Genomic DNA, 17,054 nt, shown 5'->3' with positions numbered 1-17,054 from the left:
TCCTATGAAAAAATACGTCATCATTTTAACTGTTTTACTTACTTCCTCTTTTGGGTTTTCACAAACCGCATCTGGCAACACTGTTTCTTCTAAAGAAGTAGCTCCTGTATGGCCAGGATGTGAGAATAGCGCACAAAAATCGAATTGTTTTAACCAGATGTTGGCCAAGCACATTCAGCAAAACTTTAAATTCCCCAAAGGCTATACAGCAGAAGACAAAGGGAGCAAGGTAATTGTAAGTTTTGTAGTAGATGAAAACGGGGAAACCAAAATTTTAAAAACTAGCGGCGGAAGAGAGCTTCTACAAAAAGAAGCGGAACGTAACATTTTGGCTATTCCAAAAATGAAACCGGGTCATCTTAATGGAAAATCCAGAGCCATAAAATATAAAGTCCCTTTTACTTTTTAAAATAGTCGTGTCCGACTAAGATTTAAGACCTGCCCGCACCGAAGCGGTACGTTCGGGCGGGCGCTGAAAGACATAAGATATAAGACTTGATTATTAATAACCCGATAATTAGATTAAATTGATTAAGCATACGTATTAATTTTTAAATTTCCATGATAAACTTAATAGCAAGCTGTCATTTAATAAAAAAACTCTAAACGCCTTTTATAATTGAATCAACAGAATTCTGTAATGTTTTTAAAAAACCAACCTTCCTACTCGGAAGGTTTTTTTTTGGCCTTAACATAGCTTAAAGATTTTGCTGTTTAAAATTGTGTAACTTTGGGAGGAAGCTGTTTAAAAAACACATCTATGAAAATTTCTCCAAGTTTATTAGAAGAATTAATTGCGACTAGGAATGCCACCGAATCGATTTGTAAACCTTTGCAAATTGAAGATTATGTAATTCAACCCGCAGACTTTGTTTCTCCGCCTAAATGGCATTTGGGACATACCACCTGGTTTTTTGAGCAATTCGTATTAAAAGAAAATGCTCCCAGCTACGAATTATTCGATAAAAATTTCGCTTTTGTTTTTAATAGCTATTACGAAAGTGTAGGCAAAAAAGTGGTGAGAACCAACAGGGGAAATTTATCTAGGCCTGGGGTAAAACAGATTTATGACTACAGAGCTTATGTCACCAAAATGCTGATTAATTTCTTAACCGAAAACGATATCAGTAAAGAATTAGAAGATGTAATTCAAATAGGCATTCATCACGAAAAGCAACACCAAGAATTATTGCTTACCGATATTAAGTATATTTTAGGAAACAACCCCTTACTTCCTGTTTACGATGAGAATTTTCAAGAAAATGAAATTGATACCTCCACTCAAAAATGGTTAAGCATTCCCAAAGGTTTATATACTATTGGTCATAGCAACACCTATGAGTTTTGCTACGATAATGAACGCGGCGTACATCAAGTTTACCTCAACGATTTCTTTATTTCTAACAAACTTATTACCAATAAAGAATACCTAGAGTTTATGGAAGCTGGTGGTTATAAAAATGTACTTTTATGGCACGCCGAAGCTTGGGATTGGATTAATCAAGAAAATATTCAAGCGCCTGCCTACTGGCATCAAGTAGATGGGAAATGGTATCAATATACCCTTGGCGGATTAATTCCGTTAACGGAAAAAGCTCCGCTTACCCATATTTCTTACTATGAAGCTTTTGCTTTCGCCCAATGGAAAAAAATGCGCCTTCCTACCGAATTTGAATGGGAAGCTGCACAGCATAAATTTAACTGGGGAGAACGCTGGGAATGGACAGAAAGCGCCTATTCTCCTTATCCTAATTATAAAAAACCAGACGGAGCCATAGGAGAATACAATGGGAAATTTATGGTGAATCAAAAAGTGCTGAGAGGAGCTTCCTTAGCCACCGCAAAGAACCACACGAGAATCACCTATAGAAACTTCTTCCACCCTCAATTAAGATGGCAGTTTAACGGACTTAGATTAACCAAATAATTTTCTATTAGAATTTATGAAAAAAGAAAACACGACTACTTATTCTACGGAGTTTGCACAAGATGTGCGCGAAGGACTTAGCAACAATCCCAAATACTTGTCTTCTAAATTTATTTATGATCAAAAAGGAGATAAACTATTTCAGGACATTATGAATATGCCCGAATATTACCTCACCAATTGTGAGTTTAATATTCTTAAAAAACATACTCCGCTTATCGCGGAATATTTTAATGGAAAAGACGGTTTTGACCTGATTGAACTGGGCGCTGGCGACGGTAAGAAAACAAAAGTTTTATTGCGACATTTAGCAGATAAAAATTACGATTTTAAATATTGCCCCGTAGATATTAGTCAGCATAGCTTGGATGATTTAGAAAGCTCTTTAAAAAAGGAGATTCCTGAAGTTTCTGTAAAGACGCTACAAGGTTCTTATTTTAAGATCTTAGAAAGTTTAGCCGATTATAACACTAGAAAAAAAGCCATTATGGTTTTAGGTTCCAATATTGGGAACTTAAGACACGGTAAGGCTATCGACTTTTTGAAAAACATTCAGCAAGCGATGAGTGAGGAAGATATGTTATTTATGGGCTTTGATCAAAAGAAAAATCCTGAAACTATTCTAAACGCCTACAACGATCCCGCAGGAATCACAGATCGTTTTAATAAAAACCTCTTGGTAAGAATCAATAGCGAATTAGATGCTAATTTTGACGTTGAAAGCTTTAAACATTGGGAAACTTATGACCCCGAAACAGGAACTGCCAAGAGCTTTTTGGTGAGTTTAAAAGAACAAGAAGTAAGGATTAATGAGCTTCAACTCCAAGTTCATTTTAAAGCTTGGGAAAGCATTCATACCGAGATCTCCCAAAAATATGATGATAAAATCGTAGAGTGGCTCGCAGATGAAGCTGGTTTAAAAATTGAAGAATTTTTTATGGACGATCAGGGATTTTATAAAAACTATATTTTTAAGAAGAAGTAAAAGAGAGAAAAGATGAGCTAAATTATTTCTAATTTAGCACCGTCCTAAAAAGGGGAAGTCTACATCCCCTCCATCACACTTAGTCTTAAAAGCTTCTTCTGCAAAACAATACCATTCTGTAGTGAGATAAAACCTCTGCCCTATTTAAGCAGAGGTTAACTTTTAAACAGTTACAATTTGACATCTATACTGTATCGGACTTCCCTAGCAATATATTTAAATTCTGGTTTCTCTGTTTTTTCGAGAATATAGATTTTACTAGCCTTTCCCAAGACCTTATTCAAAATTTCTAAATTGGAAGATAGCAAATAACTTATTAAAATTTTGTTTTTTATATACTCGCCTTCTTTCATAAATTTAGTTTCTAGCTCTCTACTATTGTAAAAGAAGTTAAAGTCATAATCCGAGCCATTACCTCCTTTTATAGTCCATCCTAAATCAGTACTGTCTTTATTCATAAAATTAAATACGAATCTTGAATCGTGTTGGTTAGGAATTCTTAAAGAATAGGAAATAACATAAAAATCTTGGCCTTTAACTTCTGCCGATTTTTTAAAAAACAATTCACATTTTTCGTTATTAAAAAGATATAAATCATAAGATTCTTTATTTTGTGAAATACTTATATTTACGGTAAGTAACACAAAAATTATAATTAATTGTTTCATCATTTTAATTGCAATTAAAATTAGCATCATTTACAAAATTTCTATATTCTGCAAGTTGAATTAATCCAGTTTTAATCATCGGATTCGTAATAGAATCCCTATAAGAACTATACTCTGTTGTATCAGTTAATCCAATCCAGCTACAAGCTTCTGCCGTTTTTAGTTTCCAGTTAGATCCAAAATAAGAAATCATATCATTTTTAAAATCAAAATCTTCACTATTCCAATCATGATTTTCAAAAATAAAATCTGCCAATTGTTGTTGGTAGGTGGTTACTGAAAAAACATTTTCATTAAATAAATCGTGCGACCATTGAGGGGTTAACGTGTTACTAGCTTCCATGGCACAAATTAATGCTGCAAACCTTTCAGAAGTAGAAAGGGTGTTCAAATTTAAATTGTTATAATTAGTCCCATCTTGACAAATTACATTTAACTTGGGCACTCCTGTATTTTGGTCAAATGTAATCACTCCCGCATCACTAAGGGTATCAAACATGTATGCATGAATTAGCTCATGAGCTAAAGTTGCCATAATTGCAAGATTAGACCCATTTTGGTTTAAGTCGTTATCAATAACAATTGTATAAGCATCTGGAAGAATACTATTAGCACTATTCCCAACATAACCACTTGTTTGCCCCCAATCGTCGCCAATTTCTCCTACTTCAAAAAATAACCAGTTTTCTGTTGCATCATTAAAATTGTTTAAATTATGTGATACAAAGTTATATTTGGATTTTCTAAGTCTATTTCTTTTAGTTTGTCGTGTACGCAATCTGCATTTGTTCCTTCAAATAATTCAAAAATTCTATCCTCAAAATCAATATCTACATTAGAATTCTCACACTTAGCTTTTATAGCCTCTTTCCCAAAAGCTTCTTGCTTTGGCGTAGGGTTTTCTCCCAAAAACATGTCTAATGGGATCGTCAACATAGAGTTATTGGACAAGCATTGTTTTATATGATCTTCTTCTGCTTCATCTTCATAAGGCGCCAACTTTCTTATTACGCTTTTCATGGGTAGATAAATTGGTGAAGTTGCCTCTGTTCCTGGAGATGGGTTTCCTGCACCGCCGGTTCCAGTACCACCACCATTAAAAGGAGATGGGTTAAAAGGGATGTAAGGGCCAGTTGCCCCACCACTAGGACCTCCGCTAGAGCTTATAGAACAATCTAAAAAGGAGGATGTGGCATAACCATCACACTGTAGTCCGTCTGGAAAATAGCCCCCATTGTGAAGGTTATACATGCAAGAAGTCTCTTGCATGATTAAACAATCAACAGTATTAACTTTTGCTTCTTCGTTAAGTGGGTAGTAGATAATATCGTTTCCTTTAAAATCAAATGAGCCAAAACCATAAGTATTAATCATATACTCTTCGGTATAGGGATATTCCAATAAATAGATCCTATAAGATTTACCTCCATCTGAGGAGGCGTATAAAATGTTTTCTAGTCCTACACTATCTGGTGTATTGGAAACATGAAAGGTGTACGAATGGTAACTACCATCTTCACTACTAATGTATTTGGCTATTTGGTTATGTAGGGCCAACTCTGTTCGCTCTCCTTTACCCATTACATGTTCTGGGGTGGTTAAAGACTTAGAAAGCTGTTTTGTCAAATTTGCATTTTTTGAGATGGCTGAGCTTTCTACATATTCTGTATAAAATCCACTTTCTGTAGCATTTATTTGCGAGTCTTCTGCTTGGTCTTTAAAAGAGTCATCTTTTTCACAACTTGACAAGCTTAAAATCAAGACCAGCAGTAGCGAGGTAGTGAGGTAGTGAGGTAGTGAGGTAGTGAAAATGGAATAAATTTAGTTTTCATAAATAAGTGAGTTAGTTAATACTCCATAAATATAGTTAAAGAATTAACAATAAAACTATTTAATCTAAAAATATTAACACTTTGTCGTTATTTTTTTAATGCTTCTACCCTAATTTGAGTTTTCAACTCGTGCTAAATAGTCCATATTATCACAGACAAGCGCTAGCTAACTAATAATTCCTAGAATAATTCTTTTAAATATTTCATATTAGACTTTGCTGTATCAATTACATCAGCAGCATGACCGTTCAACATTAATTTTCCCATACTTGTTGCAAAGCCTTTCATTTGATCAAACTCTACTTTTGGAGGCATCGCCAAAGCATCAGGATCTGTAAAAATATTCACAAGAGCAGGACCTTCGTGCGCAAATGCTTCTTGCAAGACACTTTTAACATCTTGACATTCGTCTACATTCCAAGCTTTAATATTCATCGCTTCTGCCACCTTAGCAAAATCGGGATTTTTCATATCGGTTTGCCATTGAGGATATCCAGCTACTTGCATTTCTAGCTTAACCATTCCTAAGGTGCGGTTATTAAAAATAATAATTTTTGCAGGAATATTATATTGGCTTATCGTCATCAAATCACCCAAGAGCATACTAATACCCCCGTCGCCACATAAAGCAATAACTTGGCGGTCTGGTCTAGATAAGCCTGCGCCAATAGCCATAGGCATGGCATTTGCCATAGAACCATGGTTAAAAGATCCCGTGAGGTAACGATTGCGTTTTCCCTTAATATACCTGGCAGCCCAAACCGCAGACATCCCCGTATCAACCGTAAAAATAGCATCATCTGCCGCTACATCATCAATTACAGAAGCCACAAACTCGGGATGAATATTATCCTCTTCAGATTTTGCTTTTACATAAGAAGCGTATTTCTCTTCTTGCTCTTGATGCAATTTTCGCATTTCCTTTAAGAACTCATCATCGGTATTTTTATCTAACATAGGGAGCAAGGCTTCCAAGGTGTCTTTTATCTTCCCTGCAAAACCATAATTCACTTTTCCGCGACGACCAATACGTTCGGGTTTATCATCGATTTGAATGATGGTATTCTCCTCTGGCAAAAAGTCTGTATACGGGAAATCTGTACCTAATAAAATAAGCAAATCGGCTTCGTGCATGGATTTAAACCCAGATTTATTTCCTAGTAAACCATTTAAACCTACCGCATACGGATTGCTTGTTTTATCGAAAAATATTTTTCCTCGGAAACTAAATCCCATAGGGGCATTTAACTTTTCTGAAAGTTGCATAGCCTCTTCTTGAGCATCTTTACATCCATACCCACAAAATAACATTACTTTTTTATTGGAGTTGATGACTTTTGCCAATTGTTCCACCTCCTCTTTTCCCGGAATAAGTCTGGAGTTGGTATAGAAATTTTTATTCGCCGTTGTTATTGGCTCCACATCAGCCTCTGAAACATCACCGGGCAAACCTACTACCGCCACCCCCCTATCTTGAATAGCGTGCTGAATAGCAGATTGGAATGCGTGTGCCGCTTGTTGAGGAGTGTTAGCCATCACACAATATTTACTGCAATCGTCAAAAAGCTTAACCACATTGGTCTCTTGAAAATTATCCATTCCCAATTTATTGGTATTGATGGTGGTGGCAATGGCAATTACTGGGTTTCCAGAACGGTTGGCATCGTATAAACCATTGATTAAATGCACATGACCTGGTCCGCTACTGCCCATGCAACAACCAATACCATCTAATTCGGCATCCATAGAAGCGGCATAGGCTCCTGCTTCTTCGTGGCGTACGTGAATCCACTCCAATCTACCATCTCTTCTTACGGCATCGTTAATAGGATTTAAACTATCTCCCGTAACGGCGTATAATCTTTTTACCCCTGCATTCACTAAATTTTCTACCAATAAATCTGCTACTTTCTTTGCCATATCGTTGTTTTTTGTTAAAGATAGCAAACGAGGTAATGGTTTTATATTAAGACAAGGTTAATTGTTGATAAAGAAAATCTCTATTTGTTTAGTACTGATGCTCCCGCTGATACAAGTTTTCTAATCGTGCTGCAGTTAACGTAAATCTAAACGATTTATCGTTATTTTCTCAATACTCCCACCAACATTTCTAAATCTTTAAAGGTATTGTAATAATGAAAACTCACCCGAATACCGTCCCCGCGTTGGGAACAAATAATATCTTTTTGAGTAAGTTGCTGAAATAATTTCTTATCTCCTTTTAGGTTAAAAATGGGGGAATGTTGTTTTCTATTTAGCACACTTTCTTCTAACAATCCTAAGTTAGCAAACTCTTTTTTCGCTTCTGCGTAAAGCATTTGTATATGTTGTTCTAGTTTCTGGAGTCCTATATTTTCTTGCAGTTCTAAGGCTATTTTTATACTTCCCATAGTTGTGAAATTGAGATGACCGGGCTCTAAATTTCCTAAAAGATGAAGTTCGTTTTCTTTGTATTTCCCCATATGAGAACCAGATCCTTCGGTTTTGGGAGAGATTTTATGTTCGGCTTGTTGGGTGAACATGAAAAATCCGTTTCCAAAACCAGCGTTGAGCCATTTATATGCACTCGCGCCAAGTACATCTATTCCCGATGCTGCAAAATTAAAAGCTTCAGTTCCTAGATACTGAGTCCCATCGGCGATGATGAGCAGTTCAGGAAATTTCTTTTTAAGTTCTTGTATAAAATGAAGGTCGATTTTTATTCCGTTAAGGTATTGCACCAAACTCAGCGCCAAGACTTCAGGCTTTTCTGTCTCTACTTTTTGCAGAATATTCTGCTCTAAGTTCTCATCGATTTGAGCATAGGTGATGTTGAAATCCCTCGTTTCGACTGCCAAATTAATTGACGGATAATCATTTTCTAAGAGTAGAAATTTAGTTCCAGCGCTAAATCCTTCCAAAATCGTATTAAAACCAAAGGAGAAGTTAGGAACCAAGGCTACACGCGAAGCTTCCGCAGAAAAAAAATAAGCTATTTTCTCTCTAACTTCAGTTAAAATATTGGCTTCTTTATCTCGGCCTAAACTTCCTTGCAACAAGAAATCAATATTTTTATCTTGTTGGTAATCAAACACAGCTTCAGAAAGCAGACCCGCGGCAGCCGTATTTAAATACGTATACTGTTCTATAAGAGGAAAGTGTTTCCTTAAATTATTCATAAGCATGAAATAAATGATTTAAAAAATGTTAAATTTGGAGACTACTAATTTACAGTTATTATGAGTTCTACAGATAAGAAAACCAGTAAAATAGATCCAGAACAGCGTCAACTTATTGAAAACGCACAGAAAAGAATTAAGCAAAAGAAGCGACTTACCGCTCACTTTGTGGTTTTCTTGGCGGGATCCATCCTCTTTATTATTCTTAATCTCGTTTTAAAATTTGGAGAGAATTTTAGACCTTTAAATACCGATTGGTTTGTGTGGGCCATTTTAGCTTGGTTCTTCTTTTTACTTATTCATTTTATCAACGTGTTTATTGTGAATTCTTTTATGGGGAAAGACTGGGAAGAAAAGCAATTAGAGAAACTCGTAGAAAAGCAACAGTTAAAGATTGAGCAACTGCAATTAAAAGTTGAAAAAGAACATCCTTTACCTAATCCAACCCCTACAAAACGTATACAGGACGATTCTAATTTTTCAAATCCAGATCACCCTATAATCAATTCATAGTATGTTAACCATTATTGCTGCAGCCGGAAAAAACAACGAGTTAGGAAAAGATAACGATTTGGTGTGGCATCTTCCTGATGACTTTAAGCGATTTAAAAAGCTCACCACGGGACATTGCATTATTATGGGAAGAAAAACCTTTGAGTCTTTCCCAAAACCATTGCCAAACAGAACACATATTGTATTAACGCGAGATAAGAAATACAAAAATGAAGATTGCACAGTGGTACATCACATAGAAGATGCCTTGGCTTTTGCTGCTGATGATAAACAGCCTTTTATTATTGGAGGAGGCGAGATTTATAGCTTAGCACTTCCTTATGTACAGAAAATGGAACTTACTCGGGTTCACGGCACTTTTGATGTGGATACCTACTTTCCTGAATTTGATAAAAATAATTGGAAACTCATAGAAGAAGTTTTTCATGAGAAAGATGAAGACCACAAGTATTCTTTTACTTACTATACTTACACTAGAAAGTAAATAGTCTTCACATCATTACCATCCTTGAATAAATGTTATACTGAATTTTTTTTCTGAAAAAGTGAAAAAGCTTTTTGAAAAACAGATTTTCGGGTTTCATCTAAAATATAAGAGATACATTATCTTGAGATCCTGAACAAAACTTTCCTTTCAGTCAAATTTTTTCAGGATGACAAAAAAAGAAAAGCTAAAAAGGCGTTATTAAAACTAAAAAATCTTAACACTATTCTTGTTTTTTTAATACTTGTTTAGCAGAAAAACTTCTATTATCTGTTTATCTTTAAATAAAAAAGGAGATGAGTACAAAAAATAAGAAAAACGAGAAGGCTTTAGAGAAGTTAAAGGAAATGACCAACAGTATAGAGACTAGCATCTTGGTAACCAATCTTGGTAAAGCTCCTCTAAAAGCTATTCCCATGACCCAAAAGAAAATTGATGATCACGGCAATATCTGGTTTTTAAGTTCTGGAGATAGCGATCACAATAAAAATATTACTCAAAATAGCAAGTCACAGTTACTTTACAGTAGCCCTGCCGATAAAAAATTTGTTAGCGTTTACGGAGATGCACGTATTATTACGGATCAAAGTATATTGGAAGATTTATACTCTAACGTTTCAGACAATTGGTTTAATGGCGTTGATGATCCCAATCTTACCGCAATTAAGTTTCAGCCTAAAGAAGCGTATTATTGGGATACCAAAACCAATAAATACATCAGCTTCTTAAAAATGGGAGTTGCCAGCCTTACCGGAAATGAACAAGATATAGGAGAAAAAGGAAAGTTGAATTTATAAAATTAGGTTCCCCCTTTTTGCCTCAAGTCAGGTTCAAGTACATTTGTTTGTACTTGAACCTTTTTTATTACATTTGCTTTTCAATCAAAAAAAATATTATGAAAGCATTTATATACCCTGGGCAAGGCGCTCAATTTTCGGGAATGGGCTTAGACCTTTATGAAAAATATCCTCAAGCTCAAGACATGTTCCACGAAGCCAATAAAATTTTAGGTTTCTCTATCACAGACATTATGTTTGAAGGAACTGTAGAGCAATTGAAAGAAACCAAAGTGACCCAACCTGCGATTTTTCTTCACTCCGTTATATTACATACTATTTTAGGAGATCAAGCAAAGCCAGATATGGTTGCAGGTCATTCTTTAGGAGAATTTTCTGCCTTAGTAGCTAACAAAACTCTGAAGTTTGAAGATGCACTGAAACTGGTTTCTCAAAGAGCTTTAGCGATGCAAAAAGCTTGCGAGTTGCAGGATTCTACCATGGCTGCCGTTTTAGGTTTGGAAGATGAATTGGTAGAAGCCGTTTGCGCAGATACTGAAGGAATTGTAGTGGCTGCGAATTACAACTGCCCCGGGCAAATAGTGATTTCGGGAGAAGTAGATGCGATTGATAGAGCTTGTGAAGAACTTAAAAACCGCGGAGCAAAAAGAGCCATAAAACTTCCTGTAGGCGGCGCTTTTCACTCTCCGTTAATGGAACCAGCAAGAGAAGAATTAGCCAAAGCCATAGAGAACACCACTTTTAGCAAACCTATTTGTCCTATTTATCAAAATGTGAGCACCTTTGCTGTAAATTCCCCAGAAGAAATTAAAAAAAATCTTATCTTTCAACTTACCGCACCCGTAAAATGGACGCATAGCGTGAAAAACATGATTGCAGATGGCGCTACTTCCTTTACAGAAGTAGGTCCGGGGAAAGTTTTGCAAGGCTTAGTAAAAAAAGTAGATCGAAAAATACTAACCCACACTCCCGAGATATAAGCCTATGAAAAAACTATTCTTCCTATTCGTTTTATTATTTACGTGCATCAGTTTCTCTCAAACCAATCTCAAGACGTTTGAAAGTCTAAAAGAAGCCCAAAAAAAGTATTTTAAACTGAATAGGGAGAGTATTTACCTCCACCTCAACAAGACTAAGTTTGTTCCTCAAGAAGGCATTTGGTTTGCTGCTTATGCTTATAGCAGCAGAGATTTATTACCGCATCCCTTAACGACCAACTTAAACGTAAAGCTTTTTAACGAAGAGGGAGATGAAGTTGCTTGTAAAGTGATATTCACTTACGAAGGAATTGGGGAAGGTTTTTTTGATCCCAATGAGTTAGAATTAAGTCCTGGAAACTATCAAATTAAGGCTTCTACTCACTTTATGAGGAATTTTAAAGAAGACTTAGTATTTCATGAAACTGTTGAAATTTTAGGGGATGACGCTAAAGTGGAAATAGATTCTTCTCAAAAAGAGAATTACGATTTACAATTATTGCCAGAAGGCGGGCATTTACTTGCCGATGCTCCAAATACGGTTGGGGTTAAACTACTTGATGCTTATGGAAAAGGAGTAGAATTCTCTGAAGCTTTACTTAAAAATAATAAAAACGAAGTACTCACTAAATTTAGCTCTAATCACCTAGGTTTAAGTAAGTTTAGTTTTACTCCGGTTTCGGGAGATGATTATTCAGTTATGGTTAGCTTAAAAAACGGACAGGAGATTACGACTTCCCTAAAATCGGCAAATTCAACCGGGATTAGCTTATCTGTAAATAATCTTCATCCTACCCAAGTCATTTTATCTATCAACACCAACGAAAAAACCTTAGCGAGCCTACAGCAAAAGCCATATATTGTTTTGGTACATCAAAACGGAAATATGAATGGGATAGAATTTTTTTTCTCTGAGCATAATACCAATGTGGTTCTTCCCATAAAAAAGTCTTCCCTTAACCCCGGAGTGAATATCATTACCTTATTTAACGACCAACAAGAACCTATTTTAGAGCGTTTGGTCTATAAAGAGATTGATAGCAAAAGATTGGATGCTTCGGTTTATTTAAAGAAAAATCATATCGACTCGCTTGAGTTTCAGGTGAGATTAGATGAAAAGGTTAAAAAGGGAAGCTTAAGTATTTCGGTTTTACCTTCTCTTACCAAATCTTATACTTCTACTCAAAATACGGCTTCCGTCTTCTTTTTAAAACCTTATGTAAAAGGTGAAATTGAAAACGCCTCGTATTACTTTGATAAAACAATTCCGCGAAAGCGATTATATGATTTAGATTTACTTTTGCTTACTCAAGGATGGAGCAAATATGAATGGAGAGATATATTTAATAATCCTCCTAAAAACTTTTATGCTTCGGAAGTTGGGTTTTCTGTAACCGGAAAGATAAATAACTACAAGCCTAAAAAAGTAGATAAGATCTACATGAATTCCAACCAAACCAATTTGTTTGAAATTTTAGATCTCAATGCTAAAGGTGAGTTTAAACTGGACAGTTTATTTGTTCAGAAAGCTGACTCCCTATACATCGGTTCAATCAAAAAAAGGAATGGCAAGCTTAAAAAACCACAACTTTTTATGAGTATCACACCTATACAAAAGAAAAATAAATCCATTAAATTGAGAAATGAGTCCAGGTTTTACTCTGAAGATAATAATTTCATTTATAATTTTGATCATTTAATAAATGAAGAAACGTTGGATTCCATCACCCTTAGGGGAGACAATTTAAATACTATTAAATCTAGATCCAGTACATTTAAAGACATTAAGACGATTGGAGAAAAAGATTATCTTGCTTATCCCCTTCTCTTAGATTATATAGCAGCCAATCATTTTAACGTACGAAGAAGCGCAACCTCTGTATCAATTTCCTCAAGAAGAAATTCAAATTTAAGAGGCTCCTTAAGCACTTTGGTTTTTCTAGATAATTCAGAAATTAGCAACGGCTTTCTGGATATTTTAAACAATATTAGAACAGAGGAAATAGAGTCTGTTGTTTTTAATCGTTCTGGGGTTGGCGAAGGCTCTAGAGGTGCTGGAGGAGTAATTGAAATTACCACCAAGAAAACTTTTAAGCTAGGAAAGAAAGAGTATAATCAAAAGTTTCAAACTTATGTGGCGCAAGATGGTTTTTCGTTTTCTAAAGTTTTTTATACGCCAAGGTATGCTTCTTATAATAGCGAAGAATTTAAACATTACGGAACTATTCATTGGATTCCATCCTTGCTTTTCAAAGATGAAAACTCACAAAGTTTTAAACTTATAAATACCCTTACCCAAGAGCTTACATTTTTTATAGAAGGTCTTACGGAAGACGGGAAGGTTATTTCAGAAAAAATTAGAATCAAGCCTTAGAAAAGGTTCTAGGTTTCAGGTATAAATAAAAAAGAGGCTTTTTCTAAAGCCTCTTTTTTATTTATAATTATTTTCTTTAATCTTTCCCTACAAAATTATTAATCATTTTAGTGATGTATCTAATTTGATCTTCGTCCAATTCCGTGTGCATTGGTAAGGCGATAACTTCTTTCACCAATTGATTAGTTACTTTAAAGTCCTCTTCGTTATAACGCTCCGCATTGGCGTAAGCTTTTTGAGCGTGTAAAGGAATAGGATAGTAAATTCCGCAAGGCACATTATTCTCCTGTAGGTACTTCACTAAAGCATCTCTCTTGCCATTCGTAATACGCAAAGTATATTGATGAAAAACGTGGGTATCACAATCGCTCACCACCTCTGGAGTAATAATATTTTTGTTGTTTTCAAATGCCATCGAATATTTAAAGGCTGCTTCTTTTCTAGCTTCATTATAAATATCTAATCGGGGTAGTTTTGCTCTTAAAACGGCTGCTTGCAAACTATCTAATCTAGAGTTTACACCCACCACATCGTGATGGTATCGCTCGTACATTCCGTGATTTACAATTCCTCTAATTGTATGTGCCAAAGTATCATCGTTAGTAAAGATAGCGCCGCCATCTCCGTAACAACCTAAATTTTTACTAGGAAAGAAAGACGTGGTTCCAACATCTCCAATCGTACCTGTTTTTTTAATACTCTTATCGCTAGATCTATAATTGGCGCCAATCGCTTGTGCATTATCTTCAATCACAAAGAGATTGTGCGCTTTAGCAATTCTCATAATTTCATCCATATTCGCACTTTGCCCAAATAAATGAACAGGCACAATCGCTTTGGTTTTTGGTGTAATCGCTTTTTCAATTTCCTTAGGGTTTATATTGTAGGTATGAGGTTCTACATCTACCAAAACAGGAGTTAAGTTTAAAAGCGCAATCACCTCTACGGTCGCCGCAAAGGTAAAATCTACGGTAATCACTTCGTCCCCGGGTTTTAAACCAAGTCCCATCATCGCAATTTGTAACGCATCTGTACCATTGGCACAAGGAATCACATGCTTTACCTCTAAATACTCCTCTAAATCTTTTTGAAACTGATGTACTTCTGGACCATTAATAAAAGAGGTGTTTTCTATAATTTCTTGCATAGAAGTGTCTACCTGCTCTTTTATTTCTTCATATTGACCTTTAAGGTCAACCATTTGAATCTTTTTCATGAATTACCATATCTTTTTGCAAAAGTACGAAATATAGGTAGCTCCCCCAATTTGTTTCTCTTAAGAATAGTTTATTTTAGCAAAAAAATAGACTTTGAAATTTTTATACCGCTTATTTATTTCGCTTTTTCAGCTGCTTCTTCCTTGTTTGAGGTTCATAAGTCCGAAGATGAAATTATTTGTAAACGGCAGAAGGGATGTTTTCAAGAAAATTCAGCGAAAGCTTCCTCCCAAAACCAATCAAAGAATTTGGGTTCATGCAGCCTCTTTAGGAGAATATGAGCAAGCCGTCCCTGTGTTGCAAGGACTTTTAGAATTAAATCCCAAGTGCGAAATTATATTAAGCTTCTTTTCCCCTTCAGGTTATGAAGTGAAAAAAAATAGTGAATATGCGAGCTTCGTTACCTATTTGCCTTTAGATACGCCCAACAACGCCAAGAAATTTATTCAAGAGATTGAACCCGACATGGCTTTATTCATCAAGTATGAAATTTGGCCATATTACCTAGAAGAACTAGCGTCTAAGCATATTCCTACGTATTTAATTTCGGCTAATTTTAGAGAAAATCAGTTTCTATTTCATCCGTTAGGAAAGTTTATGTTCAAGGCCTTGCAAAGCTTTACCCATATTTTTGTGCAGCATCAAGATTCGTTAACTTTATTGGAAGAGAAAGGAATCTCTACCGCTAGTGTAAGCGGAGATACGCGTTATGACCGGGTTTTTCAGCAATTACAAATGCAAAATCATTTCGCTTTCGCGGAAGAATTTAAGCAACAACACCTCTGTATGGTCTGCGGAAGCACCTGGCCAGAAGATGAAGACCTCTTACTGGAAGTTATCAACAAACATCCAGATTTAAAGTTAATTATCGCGCCGCATGAAGTGGAGGAGAAAAGAATTCAGGCTTTAACCCAAAAGCTCAACACCTCTTATGTACTGCATTCTCAACTTACCAATGCTAATTTAAAAGAAACTCAAGTCCTTATTATAGATACTATAGGATTGCTTTCTCAACTTTACGCTTACGCGGATTTGGCTTACGTAGGTGGCGCTGCGGGAAACACCGGTCTGCATAATATTTTAGAACCAGCCACTTTTGGGATTCCTATTCTTATAGGAAAAAACCACAGCAAGTTTCCAGAAGCAAAATTATTGTTAGAAGAAAAGGCCTTGTTTAGTGTAGCTTCCAAAGAAGAACTCAATCGAATCGTCACAAAACTTATCACTGATACTTCTTTTAGGTTGAGCACAGGCGAAAATTCTTTTCAATTTATTCAGAAAAACAGAGGCGCACAAAAAAGAATCCTTAGCCTAATTGGAGGTAAAATGATGTAAAAAAGGAAGTTAACCTCCTAAAAATAAATTTCTTTTAAGAAAAATTTATTAAAGTTTTCCTTCCTAGTGTTGTTAAAATATATAATTTAGCGCCCACATTAACCAAAAATTGTAGGAACAAATGAAAAGATCATTTTTAGCATTAGGTCTATTGACCACAGTACTTGTACTTTCTTCTTGTAGAAACGAAACCGAAACAAAAGAAGTAGTTAGAGAAGTGGAAGTAGAGAAAGTGGAAGAAGTTGAAGTAGAGCCAGAGAGTAAAGGTATCTTAGAACGCACTGCAGAGAAGGTAGACAAAGAAGTAAACAAAGAAGTGAACGAAGAGATTGAAAAAATCGGAGACGATAATTAAATTGAATACTAAATACACAAAACCAAAAATTATGAAGAAATCAGTAATCATGCTTGCGATGTTATTTGCAGTTTCAACCGCTTTTACTTCTTGTAGAGAAGAAAACAAAAAAGAAATTGAATTAAACGTAGATGACGCAGAAAGTGAAATGAACGAAGTAGGTGACGATATTAAAGACGCTGCTAACGATGCAGGTGATGCTATCGAAGATGCCGCTAACGACACGGGTGACGCTATTGAAGATGCTGCTAACGATACAGGTGATGCTATCGATAAAGCTGCAAAAGATGTAGAAGACGAAGTTGAAGGTAACGACGATATCTAATCCTTTTTCCTTGTCTAGTCCTAAATAATTGATACAGATTAATAAAGGATTAAATTTAATATTTAAAGCTGAACAATGACTTCATTGTTCAGCTTTTTTGATTTATA

Annotated in this window: 17 protein-coding genes; 11 read left to right on the top strand and 6 right to left on the bottom strand. The window is 35.5% G+C overall.

All coding sequences use genetic code 11. From position 1 onward, the window contains the following. Window positions 1-4 precede the first annotated feature (4 nt). The 3 genes from RBU60_RS11110 to RBU60_RS11100 all read left to right on the top strand — a co-directional run bounded on the left by RBU60_RS11110 (window position 5) and on the right by RBU60_RS11100 (window position 2,912). Window positions 5-409, top strand: coding sequence for an energy transducer TonB (locus tag RBU60_RS11110; RefSeq protein WP_308865102.1), 405 nt, complete (start codon window positions 5-7; stop codon window positions 407-409). 351 nt (window positions 410-760) lie between these two features. Further along, on the top strand, window positions 761-1,927 hold the full coding sequence (gene egtB / locus RBU60_RS11105; RefSeq protein WP_308865100.1) for an ergothioneine biosynthesis protein EgtB: 1,167 nt from the start codon (window positions 761-763) through the stop codon (window positions 1,925-1,927). A 16-nt stretch (window positions 1,928-1,943) separates the two neighbouring features. Beyond that, window positions 1,944-2,912 (top strand): L-histidine N(alpha)-methyltransferase, encoded by a 969-nt coding sequence (locus RBU60_RS11100; protein ID WP_308865099.1) that lies wholly within the window; start codon window positions 1,944-1,946, stop codon window positions 2,910-2,912. 170 nt (window positions 2,913-3,082) lie between these two features. Here the strand turns inward: RBU60_RS11100 and RBU60_RS11095 are convergent, their stop codons facing one another. The 5 genes from RBU60_RS11095 to RBU60_RS11075 form a co-directional block, all read right to left on the bottom strand. After that, window positions 3,083-3,610 carry a hypothetical protein gene (locus RBU60_RS11095; RefSeq protein WP_308865097.1) on the bottom strand — a complete coding sequence of 176 codons (528 nt, stop codon included), beginning with the start codon at window positions 3,608-3,610 and terminating at the stop codon, window positions 3,083-3,085. After that, the gene (locus RBU60_RS11090; protein WP_308865096.1) at window positions 3,585-4,358 is read right to left on the bottom strand and encodes a hypothetical protein; all 774 of its coding nucleotides are present in this window, start codon (window positions 4,356-4,358) and stop codon (window positions 3,585-3,587) included. Before RBU60_RS11090 ends, RBU60_RS11095 begins: the two co-directional genes overlap by 26 nt. Beyond that, window positions 4,289-5,329: a hypothetical protein gene (locus tag RBU60_RS11085; RefSeq protein ID WP_308865094.1), complete on the bottom strand. Its 1,041-nt coding sequence runs from the start codon at window positions 5,327-5,329 to the stop codon at window positions 4,289-4,291. The genes RBU60_RS11090 and RBU60_RS11085 overlap by 70 nt, the downstream gene beginning before the upstream one ends. Window positions 5,330-5,592: 263 nt before the next feature. Beyond that, complete coding sequence (locus RBU60_RS11080) at window positions 5,593-7,332, bottom strand: thiamine pyrophosphate-dependent enzyme (RefSeq protein ID WP_308865093.1); 1,740 nt, start codon at window positions 7,330-7,332, stop codon at window positions 5,593-5,595. Window positions 7,333-7,493: 161 nt separating this feature from the next. After that, window positions 7,494-8,570, bottom strand: a complete 1,077-nt coding sequence (locus tag RBU60_RS11075; protein WP_308865090.1) for an aminotransferase class V-fold PLP-dependent enzyme — start codon at window positions 8,568-8,570, stop codon at window positions 7,494-7,496. A 60-nt stretch (window positions 8,571-8,630) separates the two neighbouring features. Here RBU60_RS11075 and RBU60_RS11070 point away from each other — a divergent pair, with 60 nt between their 5' ends. From RBU60_RS11070 to RBU60_RS11050, 5 genes are all read left to right on the top strand, one after another. Then, entirely contained in the window at window positions 8,631-9,083 is a 453-nt protein-coding gene (locus tag RBU60_RS11070; RefSeq protein WP_308865089.1) for a 2TM domain-containing protein, read from the top strand. A gap of 1 nt (window position 9,084) precedes the next feature. Beyond that, window positions 9,085-9,567, top strand: a complete 483-nt coding sequence (locus tag RBU60_RS11065; protein ID WP_308865088.1) for a dihydrofolate reductase — start codon at window positions 9,085-9,087, stop codon at window positions 9,565-9,567. Window positions 9,568-9,863: 296 nt separating this feature from the next. After that, window positions 9,864-10,364 carry a pyridoxamine 5'-phosphate oxidase family protein gene (locus tag RBU60_RS11060; protein WP_308865087.1) on the top strand — a complete coding sequence of 167 codons (501 nt, stop codon included), beginning with the start codon at window positions 9,864-9,866 and terminating at the stop codon, window positions 10,362-10,364. A 98-nt stretch (window positions 10,365-10,462) separates the two neighbouring features. Continuing rightward, window positions 10,463-11,344, top strand: a complete 882-nt coding sequence (gene fabD / locus RBU60_RS11055) for an ACP S-malonyltransferase (RefSeq protein WP_308865085.1) — start codon at window positions 10,463-10,465, stop codon at window positions 11,342-11,344. A gap of 4 nt (window positions 11,345-11,348) precedes the next feature. Further along, window positions 11,349-13,715, top strand: a complete 2,367-nt coding sequence (locus tag RBU60_RS11050; RefSeq protein ID WP_308865083.1) for a hypothetical protein — start codon at window positions 11,349-11,351, stop codon at window positions 13,713-13,715. Between the two features lie 76 nt (window positions 13,716-13,791). On the opposite strand, the gene RBU60_RS11045 is transcribed toward RBU60_RS11050, so the two are convergent. Beyond that, a complete protein-coding gene (locus RBU60_RS11045; RefSeq protein WP_308865082.1) occupies window positions 13,792-14,931 on the bottom strand; it encodes a DegT/DnrJ/EryC1/StrS family aminotransferase in 1,140 nt (379 codons plus the stop codon). A gap of 169 nt (window positions 14,932-15,100) precedes the next feature. On the opposite strand from RBU60_RS11045, the gene RBU60_RS11040 reads away from it, so the two are divergent. From RBU60_RS11040 to RBU60_RS11030, 3 genes are all read left to right on the top strand, one after another. Next, window positions 15,101-16,267 (top strand): 3-deoxy-D-manno-octulosonic acid transferase, encoded by a 1,167-nt coding sequence (locus RBU60_RS11040; protein ID WP_308865081.1) that lies wholly within the window; start codon window positions 15,101-15,103, stop codon window positions 16,265-16,267. Between the two features lie 121 nt (window positions 16,268-16,388). Beyond that, window positions 16,389-16,622 carry a hypothetical protein gene (locus tag RBU60_RS11035; RefSeq protein ID WP_308865080.1) on the top strand — a complete coding sequence of 78 codons (234 nt, stop codon included), beginning with the start codon at window positions 16,389-16,391 and terminating at the stop codon, window positions 16,620-16,622. A 31-nt stretch (window positions 16,623-16,653) separates the two neighbouring features. Continuing rightward, window positions 16,654-16,947 (top strand): hypothetical protein, encoded by a 294-nt coding sequence (locus RBU60_RS11030; RefSeq protein WP_308865079.1) that lies wholly within the window; start codon window positions 16,654-16,656, stop codon window positions 16,945-16,947. Window positions 16,948-17,054: the final 107 nt, after the last annotated feature.

It is taken from the genome of Mesonia profundi (assembly GCF_031085155.1).
In the GTDB taxonomy this organism is placed as follows: Bacteria; Bacteroidota; Bacteroidia; order Flavobacteriales; family Flavobacteriaceae; genus Mesonia; species Mesonia profundi.
Note: the sequence above shows the minus strand (reverse complement) of the source record. Positions and strands in the feature narration are given on the sequence as shown.

What these genes read in the sequence shown, in the direction of transcription:
- RBU60_RS11110 (WP_308865102.1), top strand. Translation starts at nt 5, where the DNA reads ATGAAAAAATACGTCATCATTTTAACTGTTTTACTTACTTCCTCTTTT.
- egtB (WP_308865100.1), top strand. Translation starts at nt 761, where the DNA reads ATGAAAATTTCTCCAAGTTTATTAGAAGAATTAATTGCGACTAGGAAT.
- RBU60_RS11100 (WP_308865099.1), top strand. Translation starts at nt 1,944, where the DNA reads ATGAAAAAAGAAAACACGACTACTTATTCTACGGAGTTTGCACAAGAT.
- RBU60_RS11095 (WP_308865097.1), bottom strand. Translation starts at nt 3,610, where the DNA reads ATGATGCTAATTTTAATTGCAATTAAAATGATGAAACAATTAATTATA.
- RBU60_RS11080 (WP_308865093.1), bottom strand. Translation starts at nt 7,332, where the DNA reads ATGGCAAAGAAAGTAGCAGATTTATTGGTAGAAAATTTAGTGAATGCA.
- RBU60_RS11075 (WP_308865090.1), bottom strand. Translation starts at nt 8,570, where the DNA reads ATGAATAATTTAAGGAAACACTTTCCTCTTATAGAACAGTATACGTAT.
- RBU60_RS11070 (WP_308865089.1), top strand. Translation starts at nt 8,631, where the DNA reads ATGAGTTCTACAGATAAGAAAACCAGTAAAATAGATCCAGAACAGCGT.
- RBU60_RS11065 (WP_308865088.1), top strand. Translation starts at nt 9,085, where the DNA reads ATGTTAACCATTATTGCTGCAGCCGGAAAAAACAACGAGTTAGGAAAA.
- RBU60_RS11060 (WP_308865087.1), top strand. Translation starts at nt 9,864, where the DNA reads ATGAGTACAAAAAATAAGAAAAACGAGAAGGCTTTAGAGAAGTTAAAG.
- fabD (WP_308865085.1), top strand. Translation starts at nt 10,463, where the DNA reads ATGAAAGCATTTATATACCCTGGGCAAGGCGCTCAATTTTCGGGAATG.
- RBU60_RS11050 (WP_308865083.1), top strand. Translation starts at nt 11,349, where the DNA reads ATGAAAAAACTATTCTTCCTATTCGTTTTATTATTTACGTGCATCAGT.
- RBU60_RS11045 (WP_308865082.1), bottom strand. Translation starts at nt 14,931, where the DNA reads ATGAAAAAGATTCAAATGGTTGACCTTAAAGGTCAATATGAAGAAATA.
- RBU60_RS11040 (WP_308865081.1), top strand. Translation starts at nt 15,101, where the DNA reads ATGAAATTATTTGTAAACGGCAGAAGGGATGTTTTCAAGAAAATTCAG.
- RBU60_RS11035 (WP_308865080.1), top strand. Translation starts at nt 16,389, where the DNA reads ATGAAAAGATCATTTTTAGCATTAGGTCTATTGACCACAGTACTTGTA.
- RBU60_RS11030 (WP_308865079.1), top strand. Translation starts at nt 16,654, where the DNA reads ATGAAGAAATCAGTAATCATGCTTGCGATGTTATTTGCAGTTTCAACC.